General features: G+C 72.6%; 25 protein-coding genes and 1 pseudogene. 15 read left to right on the top strand and 11 right to left on the bottom strand.

The annotated features are described in order from the left end of the window. Positions 1-35: 35 nt before the first annotated feature. The 3 genes from CTZ28_RS18295 to CTZ28_RS18285 form a co-directional block, all read right to left on the bottom strand. Positions 36-620 (bottom strand): hypothetical protein, encoded by a 585-nt coding sequence (locus tag CTZ28_RS18295; protein WP_121890495.1) that lies wholly within the window; start codon positions 618-620, stop codon positions 36-38. 87 nt (positions 621-707) lie between these two features. After that, a complete protein-coding gene (locus tag CTZ28_RS18290) occupies positions 708-1,550 on the bottom strand; it encodes a MurR/RpiR family transcriptional regulator (RefSeq protein WP_183154453.1) in 843 nt (280 codons plus the stop codon). Next, positions 1,550-3,055, bottom strand: coding sequence for an aromatic amino acid ammonia-lyase (locus CTZ28_RS18285; protein WP_121890493.1), 1,506 nt, complete (start codon positions 3,053-3,055; stop codon positions 1,550-1,552). Before CTZ28_RS18285 ends, CTZ28_RS18290 begins: the two co-directional genes overlap by 1 nt. Before the next feature lie 141 nt (positions 3,056-3,196). Here CTZ28_RS18285 and CTZ28_RS18280 point away from each other — a divergent pair, with 141 nt between their 5' ends. From CTZ28_RS18280 to CTZ28_RS18255, 6 genes are all read left to right on the top strand, one after another. After that, positions 3,197-4,345, top strand: coding sequence for an ABC transporter ATP-binding protein (locus tag CTZ28_RS18280; RefSeq protein WP_121890492.1), 1,149 nt, complete (start codon positions 3,197-3,199; stop codon positions 4,343-4,345). Further along, entirely contained in the window at positions 4,342-4,983 is a 642-nt protein-coding gene (locus tag CTZ28_RS18275) for an ABC transporter permease (protein WP_121890491.1), read from the top strand. The genes CTZ28_RS18280 and CTZ28_RS18275 overlap by 4 nt, the downstream gene beginning before the upstream one ends. 1 nt (position 4,984) lies before the next feature. Then, positions 4,985-5,647 (top strand): ABC transporter permease, encoded by a 663-nt coding sequence (locus tag CTZ28_RS18270; RefSeq protein ID WP_121890490.1) that lies wholly within the window; start codon positions 4,985-4,987, stop codon positions 5,645-5,647. A 12-nt stretch (positions 5,648-5,659) separates the two neighbouring features. After that, positions 5,660-6,592, top strand: coding sequence for an ABC transporter substrate-binding protein (locus tag CTZ28_RS18265; RefSeq protein ID WP_121890489.1), 933 nt, complete (start codon positions 5,660-5,662; stop codon positions 6,590-6,592). Between the two features lie 253 nt (positions 6,593-6,845). Continuing rightward, positions 6,846-7,520, top strand: coding sequence for a carbonic anhydrase (locus CTZ28_RS18260; protein WP_121890488.1), 675 nt, complete (start codon positions 6,846-6,848; stop codon positions 7,518-7,520). A 64-nt stretch (positions 7,521-7,584) separates the two neighbouring features. Then, positions 7,585-8,031 (top strand): hypothetical protein, encoded by a 447-nt coding sequence (locus tag CTZ28_RS18255; protein ID WP_121890487.1) that lies wholly within the window; start codon positions 7,585-7,587, stop codon positions 8,029-8,031. A gap of 358 nt (positions 8,032-8,389) precedes the next feature. Here CTZ28_RS18255 and CTZ28_RS18250 read toward each other — a convergent pair whose 3' ends face one another. After that, entirely contained in the window at positions 8,390-9,781 is a 1,392-nt protein-coding gene (locus tag CTZ28_RS18250) for a cystathionine beta-synthase (RefSeq protein WP_121890486.1), read from the bottom strand. Between the two features lie 161 nt (positions 9,782-9,942). Here CTZ28_RS18250 and CTZ28_RS18245 point away from each other — a divergent pair, with 161 nt between their 5' ends. The 3 genes from CTZ28_RS18245 (at position 9,943) to CTZ28_RS18235 (ending at position 13,458) form a co-directional block, all read left to right on the top strand. Then, on the top strand, positions 9,943-10,992 hold the full coding sequence (locus CTZ28_RS18245) for an SGNH/GDSL hydrolase family protein (RefSeq protein ID WP_183154452.1): 1,050 nt from the start codon (positions 9,943-9,945) through the stop codon (positions 10,990-10,992). Positions 10,993-11,157: 165 nt separating this feature from the next. After that, positions 11,158-12,378 carry an acetyl-CoA C-acetyltransferase gene (locus CTZ28_RS18240; RefSeq protein ID WP_121890484.1) on the top strand — a complete coding sequence of 407 codons (1,221 nt, stop codon included), beginning with the start codon at positions 11,158-11,160 and terminating at the stop codon, positions 12,376-12,378. A gap of 285 nt (positions 12,379-12,663) precedes the next feature. Continuing rightward, positions 12,664-13,458, top strand: coding sequence for a hypothetical protein (locus CTZ28_RS18235; RefSeq protein ID WP_121890483.1), 795 nt, complete (start codon positions 12,664-12,666; stop codon positions 13,456-13,458). 300 nt (positions 13,459-13,758) lie between these two features. Here the strand turns inward: CTZ28_RS18235 and CTZ28_RS18230 are convergent, their stop codons facing one another. Beyond that, positions 13,759-14,070, bottom strand: coding sequence for a hypothetical protein (locus tag CTZ28_RS18230; RefSeq protein WP_183154451.1), 312 nt, complete (start codon positions 14,068-14,070; stop codon positions 13,759-13,761). A 99-nt stretch (positions 14,071-14,169) separates the two neighbouring features. Here CTZ28_RS18230 and CTZ28_RS18225 point away from each other — a divergent pair, with 99 nt between their 5' ends. Continuing rightward, positions 14,170-14,400: a DUF4287 domain-containing protein gene (locus CTZ28_RS18225; protein ID WP_121890605.1), complete on the top strand. Its 231-nt coding sequence runs from the start codon at positions 14,170-14,172 to the stop codon at positions 14,398-14,400. A 347-nt stretch (positions 14,401-14,747) separates the two neighbouring features. Here the strand turns inward: CTZ28_RS18225 and CTZ28_RS18220 are convergent, their stop codons facing one another. The 6 genes and pseudogenes from CTZ28_RS18220 to CTZ28_RS18195 all read right to left on the bottom strand — a co-directional run bounded on the left by CTZ28_RS18220 (position 14,748) and on the right by CTZ28_RS18195 (position 19,821). Then, positions 14,748-15,614: a Bax inhibitor-1/YccA family protein gene (locus CTZ28_RS18220; protein ID WP_121890481.1), complete on the bottom strand. Its 867-nt coding sequence runs from the start codon at positions 15,612-15,614 to the stop codon at positions 14,748-14,750. Positions 15,615-15,849: 235 nt separating this feature from the next. Further along, entirely contained in the window at positions 15,850-17,025 is a 1,176-nt protein-coding gene (locus CTZ28_RS18215; protein WP_121890480.1) for a 4-hydroxybenzoate 3-monooxygenase, read from the bottom strand. A 100-nt stretch (positions 17,026-17,125) separates the two neighbouring features. Beyond that, positions 17,126-17,323 (bottom strand): annotated as a pseudogene (locus tag CTZ28_RS18210) (CGNR zinc finger domain-containing protein); the annotation flags it as partial. Positions 17,324-17,381: 58 nt separating this feature from the next. Next, the gene (locus tag CTZ28_RS18205; RefSeq protein ID WP_121890479.1) at positions 17,382-17,930 is read right to left on the bottom strand and encodes a sigma-70 family RNA polymerase sigma factor; all 549 of its coding nucleotides are present in this window, start codon (positions 17,928-17,930) and stop codon (positions 17,382-17,384) included. A 176-nt stretch (positions 17,931-18,106) separates the two neighbouring features. Further along, the gene (locus CTZ28_RS18200) at positions 18,107-18,976 is read right to left on the bottom strand and encodes a hypothetical protein (RefSeq protein WP_121890478.1); all 870 of its coding nucleotides are present in this window, start codon (positions 18,974-18,976) and stop codon (positions 18,107-18,109) included. Between the two features lie 14 nt (positions 18,977-18,990). Then, entirely contained in the window at positions 18,991-19,821 is an 831-nt protein-coding gene (locus CTZ28_RS18195) for a lysozyme family protein (protein ID WP_121890477.1), read from the bottom strand. Positions 19,822-20,405: 584 nt separating this feature from the next. Between CTZ28_RS18195 and CTZ28_RS49545 the strand changes: the two genes are divergently transcribed. From CTZ28_RS49545 to CTZ28_RS18170, 5 genes are all read left to right on the top strand, one after another. Further along, positions 20,406-20,762 carry a hypothetical protein gene (locus CTZ28_RS49545; protein WP_259471682.1) on the top strand — a complete coding sequence of 119 codons (357 nt, stop codon included), beginning with the start codon at positions 20,406-20,408 and terminating at the stop codon, positions 20,760-20,762. Then, positions 20,759-21,043 carry a hypothetical protein gene (locus CTZ28_RS18185; protein ID WP_121890476.1) on the top strand — a complete coding sequence of 95 codons (285 nt, stop codon included), beginning with the start codon at positions 20,759-20,761 and terminating at the stop codon, positions 21,041-21,043. Before CTZ28_RS49545 ends, CTZ28_RS18185 begins: the two co-directional genes overlap by 4 nt. Before the next feature lie 123 nt (positions 21,044-21,166). Next, on the top strand, positions 21,167-21,454 hold the full coding sequence (locus CTZ28_RS18180; RefSeq protein WP_121890475.1) for a hypothetical protein: 288 nt from the start codon (positions 21,167-21,169) through the stop codon (positions 21,452-21,454). A 16-nt stretch (positions 21,455-21,470) separates the two neighbouring features. After that, positions 21,471-22,214, top strand: coding sequence for a DUF8175 domain-containg protein (locus CTZ28_RS18175; RefSeq protein ID WP_121890474.1), 744 nt, complete (start codon positions 21,471-21,473; stop codon positions 22,212-22,214). A gap of 1 nt (position 22,215) precedes the next feature. Next, on the top strand, positions 22,216-23,502 hold the full coding sequence (locus CTZ28_RS18170; protein ID WP_121890473.1) for a hypothetical protein: 1,287 nt from the start codon (positions 22,216-22,218) through the stop codon (positions 23,500-23,502). Positions 23,503-23,528: the final 26 nt, after the last annotated feature.

Raw genomic sequence — 23,528 nt, 5'->3', positions numbered from 1 at the left:
CGAGGCCGGACCGAGCCAGATCAGGTCAGGTCAGGTCAGACGAGTGCCGCGGTGCGGCGGCGCGCCCCGCCCGGGGCCGCGTCGCCCGCCGCGATGCCCGTGCCGCGATACGCCTTGACCGCCCTGCCCGCCGGGCGTCCGCCGCGCCGGTCGAGCCAGTCGACCCGCACCCACAGCAGCGCGTCCCCGGCCCGCTCGCGCCGTCCGAGCCAGGCGGCCTTGAGCCGCAGCCCGGTGCCGGTACCGGCCAGCAGCATGCCGCCGGCCGCGGGCACGGCGAACGAGCTGCCGAGCGCGACGAGGAAGGCGAGCAGCAGCCACCAGCGGTTTCCTCGGCGCCAGTTGCGGATCGTCACCGCCCGGTCCTGGAGCACATCGTGCTTGCCCGCGCGGGCCGCACCGGTGGCGAGGGCCGTGTAGCGCCGGCGCCGGGTGTACGCCACGACGGCGGCGCCGACGAGGAACAGCGCGGCCCCGTCGAGCACACCGATCCGGCGCCCGGTCACACCAGGCACCAGCACGCCGATGCCGGCCGCGAACACCCCGAGCCACCACAGCGGTGCCGCCCCGGCCCGCACCACGACGGCCACCCGGGCCAGCCCCTGTCCTCCGCGTGCCACGTCCGGCCTCCCGTCTCCCGGCTCCTTCGAGCGCCTGCGCACGGGCACGCTAACGGGACAACGTGAGACAAGTCTGAGAGCGGCGGGTCACTCCACGAACAGCCCGCGTGCGGCGGCGTTCGTGTCGAACTCCTCCAGCCTCGCCTGGGCGTCCGGCAGGTCGTCGCACATCGCCTCCAGCAGCACCCGCCCCAGCAGCATCGGCGCGCACGCGGTGTCGAAGGCGAGCCCCGTGCCGACGGCGGCGGGCAGCAGCAGGTCGGAGTGGCGGGCGACGGGCGCGAACGCCGAGTCGGCGACGGTGACCACGGTCAGCCCGGCGTCCTTGGCGTACGCCAGGGTTTCCACGACCTCGCGCGGATGCCGTGGCAGGGCGAAGCACAGCAGCGCGCTCGCACCCGCCCGGACGGCCGCGTCGACCCGGTCTTGGATCATGGTGCCGCCCTCGTCGAGCAGCCGGACGTCCGGGTGCACCTTGGCGGCGAAGTAGGAGAAGCCGTACGCCTGCGAGGCGGCGGCGCGCAGTCCGAGCACCGGCAGCGGCCGGGAGGCGGCCAGGATGCGGCCCGCCTTGCGCACCGGCCGCGGGTCGGCGAGGACCTCCGCCAGATGCCGCAGGTTCTCGATCTCGGCCTCGACGGCCTGCTGGTACTCGTTGTAGGAGGCCGCGTCCGGGGCGGGTTCGGCGGGCACGACGTCCCGCAGGTGTCTGCGCAGGGCCGGGTAGCCGTCGAAGCCGAGGGCGACCGCGAACCGGGTCACGGACGGCTGGCTGACCCCGGCCAGTTCGGCCAGCTCCACGCTGGACAGGAACGGCACGTCGGCGGCCCGCCGCACCATGCTGTGCGCGATGCGCCGCTGGGTCGGCGTGAGCCGGTGCCCCTCGAAGAGCGCCTGCAGGCGGGTCGCAGGGCTGTCGGTCACGTTCATCACGTGCTCCCCCTCCAGATGTCCGTCAACCGGTCGAGCAGCTCGGCCGCCGCCGTCACATCGTCCGTGAGCGGCCGGTCGGCCGGGTCCTCGTCGAGCACCGACTCGGCGAGCGCCAGCGCCCGGCCCACCGGAAGCTCCGGGTCGGGCCGGAGGTCGCGCTGGCGCAGCGCCCGTACGGCGGCGACGAGTTCGCAGCCCACCACCAGACGGTACGCACGGCAGGCGCGCAGCGTCTGGCGCGCGGCGAGCGAGGCGAAGCTGGCCTGTTCCTCGACGCCTCGGGAGAGTACAGCGTGGCCGAGCGACGCGGGCGCGGAGCAGGCCCGCAGGTCACCGAGGGCGGCCCCGGCGGCGTACTCCAGGATCATCACTCCGGAGGAGGCCGGTTCGGGGTCGGCGAGGAAGGGGCGCAGCCGGGTGTAGGCGGGTTCGTTGAGGGTGGAGAGCCGGGACGTGGACAGCCGGGCGACCTGGGTGAGGGCCAGCCTGAAGTGGTCCAGGGCGAGGGCGAGTTGGGCCTGGTAGAAGCCGCCGTGATGGTAGGCGGCGAGGTCCTCGGGCGAGATGAGCGGGTTCTCGGCGGCGGCGTTGATCTCGACGGCGAGGACCGCCTCCAGCGCGTCGGCCGCGTCGTGCGCGGGCCCGTGTATCTGGGGCAGGCAGCGGAAGCCGTACGGGTCCTGGATGCGGCCGAGCGGTGGTGTCGGCCGGTCGGCCGCCCCGATCAGCTGCCGCATCCGGCGGGCGACCTCGACGCTGCCGCGGTGCGGCCGGGCGGCGTGCACGGGGGCGGCGTAGGCCTCGTGCGAGCCGTCGACCGCGAGCAGCGAGAGCGCCGCGACGACCTGGGTGGCGGCGACGAGGCCGCGCAGTTCGTGCAGGGCCAGCGCGGACTGCCCGAGGGTGAGCGCGTTGCTGCTGATCAGGGCGAGGGCGTCATTGTTGTCGAGGGCCTGCGGGGCCGGGGCGCCCGGTCCCCGCCAGGGGTGCTCGCCGGTCAGCGCGAGCCCGACCTGGGCGAGTGCCGCGATGTCGCCCGTGCCGACCGAGCCGAACTCGTTGACGACCGGGTGCGCGCCGTTCTCCAGCGCCTCGCACAGGGCGGTGACGACGCCCGGCCGCAGTCCGGCGCCGCCGGCCAGCAGCTGGTTGGCGCGGACGGCGAGCATCGCCCGTACCTGCCGGGCCGGTAGTTCGTCGCCGATGGCGCCGGCGTGGCTGCGCAGCAGGCGCAGGCCGTGTCCGGCGGCGGCCTCGGTGGGCACGTCCTCGCCGCGGTTGGCGCCCACGCCGGTGGAGCGGCCGTAGACGCGGCCGGTGGCGGCGATCTTCCGGGCGGCGTTCCAGGACTCCTCCGTGCGCCGCATCGCGTCGGTCCCGGGGACCGGCCGCGCGGTCCCGTCGGCGAGGCGTACGACGTCCTCGACGCGGAGGCCGACCCCGTCGAGGATCACCAGTCCGTTGTGCACGGAACCCGGTGTGTCCACGATCCGAGACGACATAAAGCTCAGACTCCCTCACACTAGGACATTCGATCGCGCGTTTCGGTCATCCGTTACCGCGGATTAACGCCGGAGCATTGACAACCTATTCAGACACCAAGAACTCTGCATGACGTTATACAGCCGGGCAAGGGACATCTCATGATCCAGTTCGACGCGGTGCACAAACGCTTCCCCAACGGCACGACCGCGGTCCACGACCTCACCCTGGAGATGCCGGAGGGCGGCGTCACCGTCCTGGTCGGGTCCTCCGGCTGCGGCAAGACCACCACCCTGCGGATGATCAACCGGATGGTCGAACCGACCTCCGGCACCGTGCGCGTGGCCGGCCGTGACGTGACCCGGCAGGACGCGGCCGAGCTGCGCCGTTCCATCGGCTACGTCATCCAGCAGGCCGGCCTCTTCCCGCACCGCACGGTGCTCGACAACATCGCCACCGTGCCGCTGCTGCTCGGCCAGGGCCGCAAGCGGGCCCGGGCCCGCGCCGCCGAACTGCTGGAGACCGTCGGCCTCGCCCCCGACGCCGCCAAGCGGTACCCGCACCAGCTCTCCGGCGGCCAGCAGCAGCGCGTCGGGGTCGCCCGCGCCCTGGCCGCCGACCCGCCCGTGCTCCTCATGGACGAGCCGTTCGGCGCGGTCGACCCGGTGGTCCGCACCCAGTTGCAGGACGAACTCCTGCGCCTGCAGAAGGAGTTGAGCAAGACCATCGTCTTCGTGACCCACGACATCGACGAGGCGGTGCGGCTCGGCGACCAGATCGCGGTGTTCCGCACCGGCGGCCATCTCGTCCAGTGCGCCCCGCCCGCGGAACTCCTCGCCCGGCCCGCCGACGACTTCGTGGCCGACTTCCTGGGCGCGGAACGCGGACTGAAGCTCCTGTCGCTGACCTCCCTCGCCGAGATTCCGCAGACGCCGGCCGAGACGCTGCGCGCCGACGAAGCCGTGCCGCCGGCCGGCACCGGCGCCCGCTGGCGGCTGGTCACCACGGCCGCGGGAGCGCCGCTGGGCTGGCTCGACGCCGACGCGCGGCACCACGACGGCCCGGCCGGCGACGCCCCGCTGCTGCCCGTCCGCGCCCTGCGCGACACGGACTCGCTGCTGTCCGCGCTCAACGAGTCGATCGCCTCGCCCGGCGGTCTGGTGGCACGCGTGACCGCGGACGGCGCCGTCACCGGCGTCACCTCCCGCGAGCTGATCCACGACCACGCGGGCGCCGCGCACGTCGCCGCCGGCCCCGCGCCCGCCGTCACCGCGCCCGCCGTCACCGGCCCGGCGGAGCGTGCCGCATGACCATCGACTGGTCATGGCTGGGCGACCACACCGACGACCTCACCACGCTCACCCTCTCCCACCTCCAGGCCGCCCTGACCGCCGTCCTGCTCGGCCTGGTCATCTCCCTCCCGCTGGCCGTGGTCGCGCACCGGATCCGCCCGCTGCGCGGCCTCCTGCTCGGCCTCTCCAACGTCCTGTTCACGATCCCGTCGATCGCGGTCTTCGTCCTGCTGCTGCCGGTCAGCGGCCTGACCCGCACCACGACCGTCATCGGCCTGACGATCTACACCCTGGTCGTCCTGCTGCGGAACACCGTCGAGGGCCTCGACTCGGTCCCGGCGCGGACGAAGGAGGCCGCGAAGGCGATGGGCACCCGCCCGCTGCGCACCCTCCTCACCGTCGAGCTGCCGCTCGCGCTGCCCGTGATCATGGCGGGCGTCCGGATCGCGACCGTCATGTCGATCTCCCTCGTGTCCGTCGCCACCTACATCGGGGACGGCGGCCTCGGCCAGCTCTTCACCGACGGCTTCCAGCGCAACTTCCCCACTCCGGTGATCGTGGGCGTGGTCCTCACGATCCTGCTCGCCGTGGTCGCGGACGCGCTGCTGGTGGCCCTCCAGTACGCCCTGACCCCGTGGCGCAGGAGGCGCGCCTGAGATGTACGAACTCTTCAAGAACCTCGGCACCTGGCTGACCAGCGGCGCTCAGTGGTCCGGCGGCGACGGCATCGCGCACCGCCTCGCCGAGCACCTCCAGTACTCCCTCCTGGCCACGCTCATCGCGGCCGCCATCGGCCTCCCGCTCGGACTGCTGATCGGCCACACCGGCAAGGGCGCGTTCGTCGCGATCAACCTCGCGTCCTTCGGCCGCGCGCTGCCCACCGTCGGCCTGGTCGTCCTGGTCTTCCTGGCCAGCGGCCTGTCCATGTGGCCGGTGTACATCGCGCTGGTCGCCCTCGCGGTCCCGGCGATCGTCACCAACACCTACGCCGGCATGACCGCCGTCGACCCGGACGTCAAGGACGCGGCGCGCGGCCAGGGCATGCGCGGCCACCAGGTCCTCCGCCAGGTGGAGCTGCCGCTCGCCCTCCCGCTGATCATGACGGGCCTGCGGCTCGCCCTCATCCAGGTGGTGGCCACGGCCACGATCGCCGCGTACGTCTCCTTCGGCGGTCTCGGCCGCTACGTCTTCGACGGGCTCGCCCAGCGCGACCTCGTGCAGGTGCTCGGCGGCGCGGTCCTCGTCGCCGTGGTCGCCGTCGTCCTGGACGTGGCCCTGGCCGGCCTGCAGCGCTTCCTCTTCCGACACCGCACCGCCTAGGGATCCCAGACCATGAACCGACGTACGCTCCTCGGCGGCCTGTTCGCGGCCGCCTCCGTCCCCGCCCTGTCCGCGTGCGCGGGCGGCATCACCTCCCTCGACGGCGAGGGCGGCGCCTCCGGTGGCGGCGGCTCCAGCAAGGGCGGCGTCACCATCGGCACCGCCAACTTCACCGAGAACCAGGTGCTGGGCCACCTCTACGCGGCCGCGCTCACCGGGGCCGGCGTGAAGGCCACGGTCCGCCCCAACCTCGGCACCCGCGAGATCCTCATCCCCGCCCTCAAGGGCGGCGACATCGATCTGCTGCCCGAGTACCAGGGCGCCCTGCTGCACTACCTCGCTCCGAAGGCGACGGCCACGGAGGAGGGCGCGATGCAGAACGCCCTCACGGTCGCGCTGCCCGCCGGGCTCCAGGTCCTGCCGTACGGCATGGCGGAGGACTCGGACGCCTTCGTCGTCACCCGGGAGACCGCCCGGAAGTACGGCCTGACCTCGCTCGCCGACCTGAAGAAGCAGAACGGCCGGCTGGTCGTCGGCGCCGCGCCCGAGGTGAAGAAGCGCCAGGTGGGCGTGGTCGGCCTGAAGGAGGTGTACGGGGTGGAGTTCAAGGAGTTCAAGTCGCTCGACTCGTCCGGTCCGCTGGTCAAGGGCGCCCTCAAGAAGGGCGACGTGGACGTGGCGAACCTCTTCACCACCGACACCGACATCCAGGCCAACGGCTGGGTGGTGCTCACCGACCCGAAGAACCTCATCCCCGGCCAGCACGTCGTCCCGCTCATCGCCGACCGCAAGGCCGACGCGACGGTCCGGCGGGCCCTCGCCCGGCTCGGCAACGTCCTCACCACCGCCCAGCTCACCGAGCTCAACCGCCAGGTGGACAAGGACAAGAAGGACCCGGAGGACGTGGCGACCGCGTACGCGCGCCGGCACGGCCTCCTGAAGTAGCCGGCTGCCCCGGCGCCGTGCTCCCGCGCTGCGTTCCGGCGCCGTACGGCGCAGAGTTCCGGCCGGTGGCGCGGCGCCGCGCGGCCCGCGCGCCGGAGCGGAGGACGTCCGCGCCGGTGACCGGTCGAGCGGCGGTATCGCGAGGGCGCCGATGCACCGGGCAGCCGGCCGAGGAACACCGAACAGCCACTCAGGGTGCCGGGACATGTGCATATCGTGAAATGCGCAGCACGCACAACCCCGAGGAAGCGTCATGGTCCCGAACCGCAGGGCCTTCCTGACGGCCACCGCCGTCGGCGCGCTGGCCGCCGCCCCCGCGACACCGGCGGCGGCCACGCCCGGCCCCTCCTCCCGTCCGCCGCACACCGCGCCCGCCGCCCTGGACGCGCTGCTCGCCGGCAACCGCCGCTACGCCACCGGCCGCCCCCGCCATCCGCACGGCGACCGCAGACAGCGCCATGTGCTCGCCGCCGAGCAGCGCCCCATCGCCGCGGTGGTGGGCTGCATCGACTCCCGCGTGCCGCCGGAACTGGTCTTCGACCAGGGGCTCGGGGACCTGCTGTGCACCCGGACCGCCGGCCAGGTGCTCGACGAGGCGGTGCTCGCCTCCGTCCAGTACGGCGTGGAGCACCTGCGCATCCCCCTCGTGCTGGTGCTCGGGCACGAGCGCTGCGGTGCCGTCGCCGCCACCCTGGAGCATCTGCGGACGGGCGCGCCGGTGCCGGGGCACCTGCGGCTGCTCGTCGCGGAGATCATCCCCGCGGCCCGCAGGACCCGGGCGGTCCCCGGCGACTGGGCCGAGCACGCCATGCGCGCCCACACCACCTGGGTCCGGGACGCGATCCGCGCGGACCCGGCGTTCACACCTGCGCATGTCGCGGCGGCCCGCTGCGACCTCGGCACCGGGCTCGTCTCCCTGCTGCCCTGACGCCGGGGCAAGAGGGGGGCTAGCCCCCGTGCGGCGGACGGCCCGGCCCCCTACGGTGGCCCGTATGACCGGAATCGAGGCACGGGACGCCGACCTGAAGAAGGAACTCGACGCCACCCTCCAGGCGCGCCGGGAACTCGGCGAGGAGTACGAGTCCGCGCTGGTCGACTCGTTCCTGGAGAAGGTCGACCAGCGCATCGACGGCGCGGTGGAGCGCCGGATGCGCCGGCACCTCGCCGAGCAGCAGATGCAGGTCGCGCGCGGCGCCCGGTCCCCCAGGCCGACCGACTCCTGGGGGGAGCGGTTCGGCTTCGGCATCGTCTCGCTGGTGCTGGCGGTCCCGCTGTCCGCGATCGGCGGCGGCGTCGGCCATCTGCCCGGTCTGATCGTCACCTGGCTCGGCATCGTCGGCGTCAACGCGGTCCAGGCCGCGCGCACCACTCCGGGCCTGTTCGGCCGACCGCGCCGCCGCTCGGGCGCGTCCTCCGGGGACGACGACTGGGAGGACTGACGGCCGGCCGGACCACCCGGCGCGCCGTGAAAGAGGTGTGCGCGGGGACCGCCGCACCCCCGTTACCGGGGGGCGGGACGACGGCGGTCCCCGCGAGGGACGCGGGCCGGGTCAGGGCCGGGCTTGCGCGTCCATGGCGTCCATGGAGGTCCGGGAGCCGCTCCGGAGGTCCTTGGCGCCGTTCGGCGCCGGCCGGGGCGGGGAGCCGCTCCCGCCCTGCCGACACCCACTAATGTGCCGGACGCGTGTTAAGCGGGTGCTGCGCGCACGTGACGCGCTCGTACCACTTCCGAAACGGCTGCAAAGCCGCCGGACACCGTAAGTTCGCCGCGGACACCGGCGGTTCACCGGACATTTGCTACTGCTTTCCGCCCTTGGCGAGGAAAGCCAGCAGATCCTGCCGGCTGACCACACCGGTCGGCTTGCCCTCGACGAGCACGATCGCCGCGTCCGCCGTACCGAGCACCGACATCAGGTCGGCGACCGGCTCGCCGGAGCCGACCTGGGGCAGCGGGGCGCACATGTGCTTCTCCAGCGGGTCCTCCAGCGAGGCCCGCTTGCTGAACAGGGCGTCGAGCAGTTCCCGCTCCACCACCGAGCCCACGACCTCGGCGGCCATCACGTCGGGGTGGCCGGCACCCGGCTTCACGACCGGCATCTGCGAGACGCCGTACTCGCGCAGCACCTCGATGGCCTGGCCGACCGTCTCGTCCGGGTGCATATGGACGAGGGACGGGATGTGACCGCCCACCTTGTCGTTGAGGACGTCGCCGACGCGGGCGCTGGGGCCCTCGTCCTCCAGGAAGCCGTAGTCGGCCATCCACTCGTCGTTGAAGATCTTGCTGAGGTAGCCGCGGCCGCTGTCGGGCAGCAGGACGACGACGATGTCGTCGGGGCCCAGCCGCTCGGCGACCCGCAGCGCGGCCACCACCGCCATGCCGCAGGAGCCGCCCACCAGCAGGCCCTCCTCCTTCGCCAGCCGGCGGGTCATCTGGAAGGAGTCCTTGTCGGACACGGCGACGATCTCGTCGGCGACGGTCCGGTCGTAGGCGGTCGGCCAGAAGTCCTCACCGACGCCCTCGACCAGGTACGGCCGCCCGGAGCCGCCGGAGTAGACGGAGCCCTCCGGGTCGGCGCCGATCACCTGGACCCGGCCGTCGCTGACGTCCTTCAGATAGCGGCCGGTGCCGGAGATGGTGCCGCCGGTGCCGACGCCCGCCACGAAGTGGGTGATCCGGCCGTCGGTCTGCTCCCACAGCTCAGGTCCGGTCGAGTGATAGTGGGAGAGCGGGTTGTTGGGGTTGGAGTACTGGTCCGGCTTCCAGGCCCCGGGGGTCTCGCGCACCAGCCGGTCGGAGACGTTGTAGTACGAGTCCGGATGCTCGGGCGCCACGGCGGTCGGGCAGACGACCACTTCGGCCCCGTACGCCCGCAGCACATTGATCTTGTCGGTGCTCACCTTGTCCGGGCACACGAAGATGCACCGGTAACCCTTCTGCTGCGCCACGATCGCCAGGCCCACGCCGGTGTTCCCGCTGGTCGGCTCGACAATGGTGCCGCCCGGCCGCAGCTCCCCGCTCTGCTCGGCGGCCTCGATCATGCGCAGGGCGATGCGGTCCTTCACGCTTCCACCCGGGTTGAAGTACTCCACCTTCGCCAGGACGGTCGCCCGAATCCCCTTGGTCACGCTGTTGAGCCTCAGCAGCGGGGTGTTGCCGACGAGGCTGATCATCGAGTCGTGGAATTGCACCGTTGTCTCCGGTTGCTTGCACAAAGAAGTGGTCCTAGTGGTTCCGTCAGCCTAAGGCCGGCGACACCGGCGGGACGGCCGTTCACTCGCTGTTGAGATTGACCGACGGGCGGTACGGGGCAAGGAGTGGATGTAGGGCTACGAGGAGGTGGCGGCGACGCATGACGAGCATGTCGAGGGCGAGGGTGGCCCGGCGGATCGCGGCCGGCGCGGCATACGGCGGCGGCGGGGTCGGGCTGGTCGGCGCGGCCGCCGTCGGGCTGCTGCTGGCCGAGGTGCAGCTGGCCAAGCGCCAGGTGGGCAACGGCACCGCCGACCGGGTCCCGTCGGCTGAGGGACTCTACGGCCGTGGCTATGACATCCCCGGCGAGCCGCCCCTGCGGCTGGCCCTGCTCGGGGACTCCACGGCGGCGGGCCAGGGCGTGCACCGGGCGGGCCAGACGCCGGGCGCGCTGCTGGCGTCCGGTCTGGCGGCGGTGGCGGAGCGTTCGGTGGAGCTGCGGAACGTGGCCCTGCCGGGGGCCCAGTCCGACGACCTGGACCGTCAGGTGACCCTGGTGGTGTCCGCGGGCGTGCCCGTCCCGGACGTCTGCGTGATCATGATCGGCGCGAACGACGTGACCCGCCGGATGCCGCCGACGCAGTCGGTCCGGCATCTGTCGGCGGCGGTGCGGCGGCTGCGCACGGCCGGTGCCGAGGTCGTCGTGGGCACCTGCCCCGATCTGGGCACCATCGAGCCGGTGCAGCAGCCGCTGCGCTGGCTGGCGCGCCGGGCCTCGCGGCAGCTGGCGGCCGCCCAGACGATCGGGGCGGTGGAACAGGGGGGCCGCACGGTGTCGCTCGGCGATCTGCTCGGCCCCGAGTTCGCGGCGAACCCGCGCGAGCTGTTCGGCCCGGACAACTACCACCCGTCCGCGGAGGGCTACGCCACGGCCGCGATGGCGATGCTGCCGACGGTGTGCGCGAGCCTCGGCCTGTGGCCGGCGGACGAGGAGCGCCCGGACGTGTCGCGGCGCGAGGGCTTCCTGCCGGTGGCCCGTGCGGCGGCGGAAGCGGCGGCGGAAGCGGGCACCGAGGTCACGGCGGCGATGCCGACGGGTCCGCGGGGGCCCTGGGCGCTGCTGAAGCGGCGGCGCCGGCGCCGGGTCGGCGAGCCGGAGCCGACGTCCGCGCCCGCCGCGCCCGGCACGCCCACCGTGCAGCCCTCGTGAGGCGGGCCGTCGCTCCCTCGGGCGGCCGTGCACACACCGGAAGGATGGGAAAGCAAGCGCTTAGAAAACTGCGGTCAGTGTCACACCGCGCCACCGGTGACCGTGACCGTACGGACAGGTAGCTTCCCAAGCAGCCCTGCCCACCCGTACGCCAATGGAGCCGTGATGCCCGAAGCCGTCATCGTCTCGACCGCCCGCTCCCCCATCGGCCGCGCCTTCAAGGGCTCGCTGAAGGAACTGCGCCCGGACGACCTCACCGCCACGATCATCCAGGCCGCCCTGGCGAAGGTCCCCGAACTGGACCCGAAGGACATCGACGACCTCATGCTCGGCTGCGGCCTGCCCGGCGGCGAGCAGGGCAACAACCTCGGCCGGATCGTCGCCGTGCTGATGGGCCTCGACCACCTGCCGGGCTGCACCGTCACCCGCTACTGCTCCTCGTCCCTGCAGACCAGCCGGATGGCCCTGCACGCCATCAGGGCCGGCGAGGGCGACGTCTTCATCTCGGCCGGCGTCGAGATGGTCTCGCGGTTCGCCAAGGGCAACTCCGACAGCTGGCCGGACACGCACAACCCGGTCTTCGCCGAGGCCGAGGCGCGCACCGCCGCGGTCGCCGGGCAGGAGGGCACGGCCTGGCACGACCCGCGCGAGGACGGCCTGGTCCCCGACGCCTACATCGCGATGGGCCAGACCGCCGAGAACCTGGCCCGCTGGAAGGGCGTCACCCGCCGGGACATGGACGAGTTCGGCGTCCGCTCGCAGAACCTCGCCGAGGAGGCCATCAAGAACGGCTTCTGGGAGCGCGAGATCACCCCGGTGACGCTCCCCGACGGCACCGTGATCGGCAAGGACGACGGTCCGCGCGCGGGCGTGACCATGGAGGGTGTACAGGGCCTCAAGCCGGTCTTCCGCCCGGACGGGCTGGTCACCGCCGGCAACTGCTGTCCGCTGAACGACGGCGCCGCCGCGGTCGTCATCATGTCCGACACCAAGGCGCGCGAGCTGGGCCTGACCCCGCTCGCCCGGATCGTGTCGACCGGCGTCTCCGGACTGTCCCCCGAGATCATGGGCCTCGGCCCGGTGGAGGCCTCGCGGCAGGCGCTGCGCCGCGCCGGGCTGACCATCGACGACATCGACCTGGTCGAGATCAACGAGGCGTTCGCCGCCCAGGTGATCCCCTCCTACCGCGAACTCGGCATCGACCTCGACAGGCTGAACGTCAACGGCGGCGCCATCGCGGTCGGCCACCCCTTCGGGATGACCGGCGCCCGCATCACCGGCACGCTCATCAATTCCCTCCAGTGGCACGACAAGCAGTTCGGCCTGGAGACGATGTGCGTCGGCGGCGGCCAGGGCATGGCGATGGTCATCGAGCGCCTCAGCTGATCACGCCCGAGGTTCCGCAGAGTGACCGAGGCGGGACCCGACGTGACTGTTCGGACCCGGCGTTCGAGGACGATCCGAACGCCGGGCCGATTTGTGATCCAATCTCCCCCAGGATGTGACCTATCTCCCTTCTGGGAGATATCCCGCAGGTCAGAGCGGTTGTGGAGGTAAACCCCGGGCCCAAAGTCCTGTCCGTTTCGTGACGTTACGCACTGACAGCTGGTTAGTCCATCCTTCAAGCTGATGTAGGAAGTCGGGGGTCGACTTTGAACCGGGAGTACGTCAGTGAGCGCCATGCCGATCGCCCTGCTGATCACCACGGCCGCCACGGGCGCCGTGGGCGTCGCCGTCCTGCGCACTGTTCTCGTCCTGCGCCGCCAGGTCACGGCCCTGCACACCCAGCTCGCGGAGAGCCAGGCAGCCGCCACGCGCGCGCTGCTGCCCGGCGCCCGGACCACGAGCGACACCGAGCAGATACGTGCCGCCGTCGCCGAGGCGCTCGCCGAGGAACGGGAGCGGGAGCTGGCCGAGGCGCGCGCCTTCTGGGCCGCCCAGGAGGCCCGGGACGCGTCCGACGCGCCCTCGCTGCTCGGCCTGGCCGACAACGAGCCGTTCCTGCCCCGGCAGGCCGATTTCGCGGGCCTGGAGCCGGTCGCCGAGTCGCTGGCCGACCCGGTGACGGACGTCGACGAGTTCACCGGTGAGTCCCCGGAGCTGGCCGCGGCCCGCCGCCGGCATCCCTCGCATCCGGACTTCGTGCCGATGCAGTCGCCGATCGTGAACGATCACGAACGCACCGTGACCGCCCTGGAGGAGCTGGCCGAGTCCGGCGTCGAACTGACCGACGTGCGCCCCGGCCCCCTCGGCACCCTCGACGTCTATGTGTTCGCCGACGGCACGACCCTGTGCATGACTCCCGGCCACCGCGAGACCGCGGAACGCCTGACGGCGTTCCTGCGCTGCGGCGTGGCCCCGGTCCTGCTGGGCGGCTCGGGCGTCTCGGGCGCGTACACGCTGACCTTCGCGTGCGGCGAGGAGAACGTCTACATCCTGGCCGACCGGGTCATCGCGTCCCTGTAGCCGAGCAACGAGCGGGGCACACACCTGCGCCCCTCCAGCAGCAGAACCGCGACCCACCGCCTTCGGCGTGAGGCGTACCGCCGGGCCGTTCCCTGGCCACGAGGGGGCGCGCTCGGACGCCGGCGATCGGATCCCTTCCCCGGCAGGACCGCGTCCCACCGCCCTCAGCGTGAGGCGTACCGCCGGACCGAGCCCTGGCCGCGACGGGGCGCGCTCGGACGCCGGCGCCCGCGCCCTTCAGCGGCAGGACAGCGGCCCATCGGCCTCAGCCGGGCCGGGGGACGGGTGCCGCGGGGCGGCTCATACGCCCGCGCGTTGGCGGGCCTCGTCGACCAGGCGCACCGCCTCCAGCACCTCGGCGTCGCTCGTGAGCACGAGCGCCAGATCGTGCCCGGCCACGGTGATCTGGTCCGCGGCGGCGAACATACCGGCGTCCGGCATCTCCCGCGGCTCCGCCGAGGGGTCCTCGATCCGCTGGGCGCGCACGGCCAACTCCCTTGCCAGACCCAGCGCCTCGGCAGCCGCGCTGCGCTGCAACCGGCTCTGCGGGGCCGCCCGCAACCGGTCGGCGAAGTGATCCACGGCACGGGTCAGGGGCGTCGTATCAACCACGCGGTGAGCGTAACGCGTCGGACCTGGAGTGTTGCCAACACGCCAACGCTCAGGCACGGTGACGTGAAGGACCGGCTTCGAATGCGTCCGGAGGCGCCGATGTCCCAAGTCTTCTCCGAAGAGACCCATCGCAATCTGCTCGCCCGCATCCCCCACTGCACCGGTCGTGAAGTCTCCGACTGGCTGCGCACCGTCGAGGAAGGCCCCGCCCTCTTCCGCTTCGAGGAGAAGGTCAGCTGGCTCCGCCAGGAGCACAACCTCGCGTACGGCCACGCCAAGGCTCTTGTCCATGAGTACGACTTGAGGAGGGCCGCGCGCAAACTGCTCTAGGCCCTGTCGTCAAATTCCCTCCCCCAGCCTCCGGCCGGGAGGTGCCCCCAGCCCCGCGACGCCATGCACGCTCCCCCGAGCTCTCCGAGCAGGGGGGACCCCCACTCGCCGCACCGGACACAGGCCCAAGTACGTCCAGTACGAGGACCCGCGCCCGGCACACCGAGAGCACGCTCCCCCAAGCTCTCGGCTCCGCTCGACCAGGGGGGACCCCCACGACGCCGCAGGGCCCGCCCTCCGGGCGAACGACGGGAATTTGACGACAGGACCTAGCCGCGCACACCCGGAACGCCGAAAGGGCCCCGGGAGGAAACCCGGGGCCCTTCGCGCTGCCGACGTACGGCCGGCTAGTCGTTGCTACTGAAGATCGCGACCAGCCTCAGCATCTCCACGTAGATCCACACGAGGGTCATGGTCAGACCGAACGCGGCCAGCCACGCCTCGTTGCGCGGGGCGCCGTAGGCGATGCCGTCCTCGATCTGCTTGAAGTCGAGGGTCAGGAAGAACGCGCCGAGCAGGATCGCGATGATGCCCACGATCGCACCGAGCGGGCCGAAGCTGCGCAGACCGCCGTCCTCGGCGACACCGAAGGCCACCAGGAGCAGGTTGACCGCCATGACCGCCACGAACGCCATCGCGATCACGAGGCCGATGCGGGCGTAACGGGCGGTGACGCGGATCCAGCCGGCCTTGTAGACGAGCAGGGTCGCGCCCGAGACCGCCATGGTGCCGAGCACCGCCTGGAACGGGGCGCCGCTCCACTGGCTGTTGTACATCTCGCTGATCACACCGAGGAAGACGCCCTCGAAGGCGGCGTATCCCAGGATCAGCGCGACGGACGGGGTGCGCTTGAAGCTCTGCACCAGCGCCAGGACCATCGCGATCAGCGCGGCGCCGATCGCGAGACCGAAGCTGCCGGACGACACCGGAAGCAGGGTCCAGGCGAGGACGGCACCGACGGCGACCACGCCGAGCGTGGTGGCCGAGCGCAGGACGACATCGTCCATCGTCATCCGGTCGGTGGTGACCGGGGCCTGCGGCGGGGCGCCGTGCTGCTGGTCCTGCTGGGCGTAGGGGTTCGTGGCGTACGGGTTGCCGGCTTGGGCGTAGGGGTTGCCCGGCGCGTACCCGGCCTGCGGCGCGGTGTTGAAGCCCGCGTAGCCGTTGTCGCGGCTGAACCCCCGTCGCGAGAAGACCGGGTTACTGCTCCTCATTTCACTCCTCCATGGCCGCCCTGCGCGGCCTTGGCTCAAGAGTAATAGGCTGGCAAAGGATTGACCCTAGTTCCTGGGGAGGATCTTTTCCCATTCGTGCTGCGCAACACGCTAACGGGCCGCCTCATTCCCGGCCATGGAGGGTCCCGTTCCATGACGATTCCGCTACATGGGCGAAACCGGCCGGAGACGGGCCGCGCTGGGCCGGTCGAGGTAACGGGCCGTTGCCGAGGAGTCAGTCGAACGGGAAACCCGTGTACGCCTCGGCCAGGTCGGTCTCGGCCGCGCGGGAGGAGGCGATCCGCTCCAGCCGGGCCAGTTGGAGGCGGTCCTCGAAGGCGGTGGCGTCCGGGGCCCGGTGCAGCAGGGTCGTCATGTCGTAGGAGAACCGCTCGGCCTGCCAGACGCGGCGCAGACAGGTCGCGGAGTAGGCGTCCAGGAGCCGCGCCGAGCCGGTCTCCTGCTCGTGCGTCAGCGCCCGGGCGAGGGTGACGACGTCCCCGACGGCGAGGTTGAGTCCCTTGGCGCCGGTCGGCGGCACGATGTGTGCGGCGTCACCCGCGAGGAGGAGACGGCCGTACCGCAGGGGCTCGTGCACGTAGGAGCGCATCGGCGTGACCGACTTCTGGGTGATCGGGCCGCGCTCCAGCCGCCGGCCGTCGGTGGTCTCGATGCGCCGCTCCAGTTCCGCCCAGATGTCGTCGTCCCGCCACTCGTGGGCCTCGGTGCCGGCGGGTACCTGGAGGTAGAGGCGGGAGACGTGCGGGGAGCGCATGGACAGCAGGGCGAAGCCCCGGTCGTGGCGGGCGTAGACCAGTTCGTCGTGGGAGGGGGCGACGTCGACGAGGATGCCCAGCCAGGCGTAGGGGTACGTCCGTTCGAAGGTCCGGGTGAGGGCGGCGGGGAAGGCGTCGCGGGCCACGCCCCGGAAGCCGTCGCAGCCGACGGCGTAGTCGCACTCCAGGACGTCCTCGCGCCCGGCGTGCCGGAACCGTATGCGCGGGCGGTCGGTGTCGGCGCCCTCCACGGCGAGCGCCTCCGCCTCGAACAGCAGCGGACCGCCCTCCTTCGTCTGGAGGGCGATGAGGTCCTTGCACACCTCCGTCTGCGCGTACACCATCACGGACCGTCCGCCGGCCAGCCCGGAGAAGTCGACGCGGTGGCGCCGCCCGGCGAACCGCAGCTCGATCCCGTCGTGCCGCAACCCCTCGCGGTCCATGCGCGCTCCGGCGCCCGCCGCGCGCAGCGCGTCGACCGTGCCCTGCTCCAGGATCCCGGCCCGCTGGCGGTGCTCGACATAGGCGCGGTCGCGGCTCTCCAGGACGACCGAGTCGATGCCGGCGAGGTGCAGCAGCCGCGCGAGGAGAAGTCCGGCGGGACCGGCTCCGATGATGCCGACGGCGGTACGCATCGGCCGTTCCCTTCCAGGGGCGTCGTTCGCGCACGCATGCACGGAGCGAAGTCACCTTCACCGGTCCGCCCCGTGAGTCTGCGACCGTGCCCGCCGGGTGTCAACGGGGCTGTGCGGGGCCACCCGTGGCGCGAGCGCGGTGAGCCGCCACACGCTCACGGGTCGCGCAGCGCCGGGAGCAGTAGCGGCGCTCCGGACCGCTGCCCAGGGCGATGAAGACATCACGACAGGCGGACGAAGCACAAACAGCACCGGGCGAACGCTGCCGATCCCAGAGGAGAACGGTAAGGGCCATGCACCGTCCCGTCGTCGGCGGGCTCCGGGTGGTGACGGCCGGCGCTGCGGTGCGGGGTGGGTCACCAATGGACTCCTCGTTCCTCCAGTGCTGAGCGGAGGCTTCGTAGTGCGTAGTACACGCGGGACTTGACCGTGCCCTGGGGGACGCCCAGGTCCTCTGCCGCCTGTTGGGTGGTGCTGTCGGCGAAGAAGGTGGCCTGGAGGGCCTCTCGGTGGGCCGGGGTCAGGGAGTTCAGGGCGTCGTGGAGGACGATGGACGACAGCATGCGCTCGATGTCGTCCGCCTCGGCGCCCAGCTCGGTCAGCCATGCCGCGCCGCTGATCTCCAGGGGCCTGGCCATCTTCGTGCGGTGGGCGTCGATGACGAGATTGCGGGCCACCCGGAACATCCACGGGCGTACGGCCATGCTCTCGTCGTCGACCAGGTTCTGCTTGTTCCAGCAGCGCAGCAGCGTCTCCTGGATGATGTCCTCGGTCCGGTGCGTGTCCCCGCCCAGCAGGCGCAGTACATACGTGTAGAGCGCCGGGCCGTGCTCCACGTACAGCTCGCGCAGCGCGCGTTCCTCGGGGGATATCGCGCCGGCCGAACCTATGACCATCACGTTCATCGTGTGCTCCGCTCCTTGGGAAGGCCGGCCCAGGTGCGGGCCGGGCCTCCGGGGGAGGGGAGTGTTCCGGTGCGTGTTCCACGTTCGGTTGACGGTCGTTGTACGGCGCCGTGGACCCGCTGGTCCCCGTGCCTTCTGCGCCTGCCGCGCCGCGCCCGGTCCTCCTCGGGCCAAGCTCAAGCCTTGCTCAAGCCGCCCTGGCCGTACGCCTCCAGCTCCGCCACATGGCCGCGCACCCGGTCCGCCAGCTCCGCGTGACCCGGCGGCAGCAGGCCCTTGCTGTGCAATCTGTCCCACATGTGCAGCAGCTCGTAGCCGTGGACCACCGCCGCCCTGTCGTCCTCCAGGCGTTGCCAGGCCGCCGCCGCCCTCGCCACGTCCTCCGGAGCCCGGTCGTCCCCCGCCCCGCAGCGGATCCTTGCCACGGTCAACGCCAGGACCGTGGCCGCTCTGTGGTCGCCTCGCAGATGGGCCAGATACGCCTCGACCGATCTCGCCTCCAGCGCGTGCGGGTGGGCCACGCCCGACCGGCCCGTCACGCTCTCCGTCAGCGCCGTCGCGTCCGCGTACGCCTCGTCCAGCCGGCCCGCCTGCGCCGACTCGTTTATTTTTCCTATGCGTTCTGCCAGGTCCGCCGATATGTCCGGGGCGGGTGACGGCGCTGCTATCTCGGCTGCTCCCACCCTCGCCCGTCGCGGGGGCGGTGTCCCGTGCGCCACCGCTGTGGCTCTCGCCCGGGCCACCGCCTGCGCTATCGCCGACCGCGGGGAGGGCTCCGGCGCAGGCTCCGGCTCCGGTGTCCCCGCCGGTTCCTCCTCCCGCACCAGGACCCTGCTCGAACCGTCCGGTGACACCTCCAGTACGAAGTGCGTGGCCCCCGCGATGTCGTTCACCGTGGCCTCCACCGGTGTGCCGTGGACCTCCGCGTGGCGCTGGAGTTCGTCCAGCACCGCCTCGTGCATCGAGTCCCCCGGTGCGGCCACGACCGGGCGGCCGTCGATCTCCGCCCGGCCCTGGTCGGAGATGTGCACGTCGAAGCGGATCATGGGCGGCCCTTCTGTCATGAGGTCGTCGTCTTCCTGGTCTCCGTCGGGGTGGGGGTCACGCCGGGGGTGGCGCCGGGCGGGGGCGCGGCCACACCCGCGTACTTCGCGAACTGGGCGCGGACGGCGGCGACATAGCCCAGGGCCTCGTTCGTCTGCGGTACGCCCTTCGCCGCCAGCACCGCGTCCATGCCGACCTTGTACGCCGCCAGGGTGAGGTCCAGGACATTGCCCTTGACCTTGGCCGTGTCGAGCGCGTTCTGCGCCTCGTCGGCCAGGTCGCACATGAAGCGGCCCTGCGCCCGGATCGAGTCCACGTCGTCCTCGGCGGACACCTTGCCGTTGTCGTCGTCGTCCTTGCCGTACTTCTCGAAGACCGCGGGCGGCAGCTGGGAGATGCCCTTCTCGCCGTCGGGGCCGACCATCTTCGAGTTGTATCCGGACGCGAACTCGATCTGCGACACGATGACGACCGGGCCGATGGTCTCGCACTCCTTGCCGGCGTCCTCGATGGGCTGCACCAGGTCCTCGGGGACGGTGCTCTCGTCCAGCGGGTCCTTGCCGTCGCCCTGCATGATGGCCACCACCTCGTTCGCCGTGGCCTCGTTGTCGGCGTCGCTGTGGCTTCCGCCGCCCCCGCCGAACAGCAGGATCAGCGCGATGAGCGGGGCCAGCAGGACACCGAGTCCACCGAAGATGATCACCACGACCGCGCCGCCCACCAGGACCACAGGCAACAGCAGGCAGCCGAAGCCCAGGACGGCCACTCCGGTGTTCCGTACGGTCTTCGCGACACCGCTCTCGCCGCCGTCGCCGTCGCCGCCCTTCTCTCCCATGTCCGCGCTCATTCGCGCCCGCCTTCTTCCCCTCACCTTGAACCGCTCTGCCCGGACGGCCCGTTGTGCTGTCCGACGAGCCCGGGAGATCAAACGGGGCCCAGGGCAAAGAAGTTCAAACCGGTGGAAACCATATGAGCCAGAGCAGCGGAAGCATGAGTCAGCAGCGGAACGGGTCGCCCACGGGCACTCCCCCGGTGACGCCGCCGGGGCCGCAGTCCTGGGTGCGGGGGCCCAAGTCCGGCCGCTCGCAGCCACCTTCACCGGCACCCGGTCCGACACCGGCCCCGCCTGCCGCGGGTCCTCGTCCGACGCCCACTCCTGCCGCGGCTCCTCGTCCGGCCGCCACTCCGCCGGCTCCCGCTCCCCCGCGGACCGTCGCTCCCCCGGCTCCTTCCTCCCCCCAGTCCCCGCCCCCGCGCCGCGCCGCGGGCCCCCGAGGCGGCGACGCCGGCTGGGGTGAGCTCCAGCGGCCCCGGGCCGCCGGACGGGGGCCGGGGCGGACGCAGAAGCAGGAGCGGAACGAGATCGGGTGGGTCAAGGCGCACGGCGGCGCGGGGGCGTCCTCCCTGTGCGAGCTGCTCGGCGGGGTCGACGTGGGAGCCCGCTGGCCGGAGCCCGCCCGGGGGGAGCCGGGCCGGATCGTGCTGGTCGGCCGGACCAGTGCGCGCGGTCTGCGGGCCGTGTCCCAGGCGCTGGGCGCGCTGCGCGACGGCAACGCCCCGCAGGGGCTCGACCTGCTGGCCGTGGTGCTCGTCGCCGACGCCCCGGGACGGCTGCCGCTCAGCCTGCTGCGCCGTATCCGGGTCATCCGCTCCGCCGCCCATGTGCACCGGGTGCCCTGGATTCCGGCCTGGCGGACGGGCGGCCGGCCGCGTACCCCGCCCCGGCAGCTCGGCACCCTTGCCCAGCTGGTGGGCGCCGACATCCACCCCGAGGAATCCCTGTCATGAACCCTCTGCTGCGCCACGGGCACCTGCTGGCCGACTCCTTCAACCCCAACGCGAACGGGGAGACCACCGACATCCTCGGGATGCTCGCCTGGTGCGCCTCGGCCGCCGGGGTCGGCGGGCTGATCATCGTCGGCATCCAGATGGCCCTCCAGCTGCGCCGGGGTGACCCGGGAGAGGGCGGCGAGCACTTCCGCGGTGTCTTCTTCGTCACCCTCGCCAGCCTCCTCGCCACCTGCGCCGGACCGCTCGTCGCCGCCCTCGGGGACCTGTCGCTCCACTGACCCCCGACGGGGCGCCCCGCTCGGCCTTCCATGCCGCCCGCGCTCCGTACCCCGCCTGTTTCCGTACCGCTCACCACCCCGCGCCCGCCGTCCGGCGGACGCCGACCCACCCGGAGAATCCCCATGTCCTCCTCACTGTTGTACAAGGCATCGCTGCTCGCCGCCGACGTGCCCAACCCGACGCGGCAGGCGCCCGGCGAACTGACCGAGAAGGTCAACACCGTGCTCGGCATCGCCGCCTGGGCCGGTACCGCCGCCGGCGTCGCCGGAGTGCTGGTCACCGGCGCGATGATGGCCATCTCCCTGAAGCGCGGCGAGAGTTCGGAGCACATGAGCCGCCTCGGCATGGTGCTCGGCGGCTGCGTGCTGGTGGCCACCGCGGGTCCGCTCATCTCGTTCGTCTTCGCCTGAGCAGGCGGCCTTCGAGATGTTCACACGCAGGCAACGGCGGGCCGAGGAGTCCGAGCCCTACTGGCGGCAGCGCGGCTGGCAGTTGTCCGCCGGGTTCCTCGCCGTCGCCGTCGTGCTGGGCGGGTTCGCCGCGGTGGCCTCCGGCGGGGACGGCCGCACCCCCGTGGCCTCCTCCGGCCCGCTGTCCGGCTCCCTCACCGAGGACGGCCGGCCCCGGGGCTGCCGCACCGACGACAGCGCCGGTGCCACCCTGCCGACGGCCGCGCCCAAGGACATCGACTGGCGCATGATCGGCGTCGTACGGGTGCCGGTCTCCGCGGCGGCCGGGCCGACGCACGACGACGGCACGCCGTGGTGGTGTTTCGCCCACACCGCCACCGGCGCCGTGCTGGCCGCCCACATCATCACGGCCCAGATGGGCGAGTCCGGCTGGCGGACCGTGGCCGCGGAGCAGCTCGTACCGGGGCAGCCGCGCGACATGTTCGTGTTCCGCCGCTCGACCGTCGCGGACTCCGTCGCCGCGAACACGACGGACACGTCGGCCGTCTCCACGTACGTCGGCTTCTCCGTGCCCTCGTGCACAAGGACCACGGCGAGCGTGAACCTGCTCATGCGGTCCACCCAGGGCTACGCCGCGACCACCGTCAACCTCCGCTGGGAGAAGGGCGACTGGAAGGTGGTGCCGTTCAGCGACGGATCCCTCTACGCGCAGGTGCGGTCGGTGCAGAACACCCGCGGTTATCTCCTCTGGGAGGCCTGACATGCAGTGCTCGCAAGGCACCGGGGTGCCCGTCCTGGACGCGCTGGTGGGGTTCTTCAGCTTCCTGGGTGACCCCATCGGAACCATCATGACCGCCATCGCGGACTTCGTCCTGTCGGCCGCGATCACCGTGTTCGGCGCACTGGCCACCGCCATTCCGACCCTGTCGAACGTCCAGTCGTCACAGAAGATCAATCAAGCCTCGCAATGGCTGGTGGTCTATATGGCGGTGGGCTCACTGATCTTCGCGGCCTGCCGGATGGCGATCGAGAGACGCGGCGACGCGGGCCGCACCGCGCTCAAGGGGATCCTCCGGGTCGTCCTCGTCTCCGGCGGCGCCACCACCCTCGTGTCGGCGGCGGCCAGCCTCTCGGACCGCTACGCCGACTATCTGTTCAAGGCGGGGGCGCAGGAGCAGCTGAACCACATCGGCCAGTGCACGGACGGCGGCGGCATCCAGGCCTTCCTGCTGATGATCCTCGCCTTCCTGCTGCTGATCTCCGGGATCATCCACACGATCCTGCTCTACATCCGGCTCGGCGTGATGATCCTGCTGCTGGGCACCCTGCCGCTGGCGGCCGCCGCCTCGATGACGGAGTGGGGCGGCGGCTGGTGGCGCAAGCACGTCGGCTGGATGATCGCCTGGCTGCTGTACAAGCCCGCCGCGGCCCTCGTGATGTACGGGGGCGTGGTGATGCTCAACACGGACGACCCCGTCAGCGTCAACGAGCGCATCGCCGGTATCGGCGTGATGCTGCTGTCCGCCGTCTCCCTGCCCGCGCTGCTCAAGCTCATCGTGCCCGCCACCGCCGCCCTCGGCGGGGCCGGTGCCACTTCCGGCGCGATGTCGGCGGCCGGCGGCGCCCTCGCCTCCGGCGCGCGCTCGCTCGGCGGGGGCGTCAGCGGCGGCGGCACCAGCGGCCGGACCGGCGGCGCGGGCCCCTCCGGCGCGTCCGGGACGACGGGCGGCGGCAGTTCCGGCGGGGCCTCCGGGCGCGGCGGTCCGGCCGGGGCGGCGGGGGCCGCCGGATCCTCCGGCACGAACGGTACGAGCGGCACGAGTGGTACGAGCGGCTCGGAACGTACCGGGCCGTCGGGCGCCGGAGCGGGCGCGGGAGCCGGCGGAGCGGGATCGAGCAGCGCGGCCGGGGGCGCGAGCCGGGCGGCAGCGGCGGCCGGCCCCGTCGGCGCGGCCGTCGCCGCCGCGACCACCGCCGCCAAGATCGTGGGCCGGACCGCGTCCGGCTCGCTGGACGGCGCCGACGGCGACCGGGGGCACAACTCCTGACCGCCGCCCGCACCGTGACCCCCACG

This window comes from Streptomyces shenzhenensis, assembly GCF_003688995.1.
In the GTDB taxonomy this organism is placed as follows: domain Bacteria; phylum Actinomycetota; class Actinomycetes; order Streptomycetales; family Streptomycetaceae; genus Streptomyces; species Streptomyces shenzhenensis_A.
The sequence above is the reverse complement of the archived record's forward strand: the minus strand, read 5'-3'. Positions and strand labels throughout refer to the sequence as shown.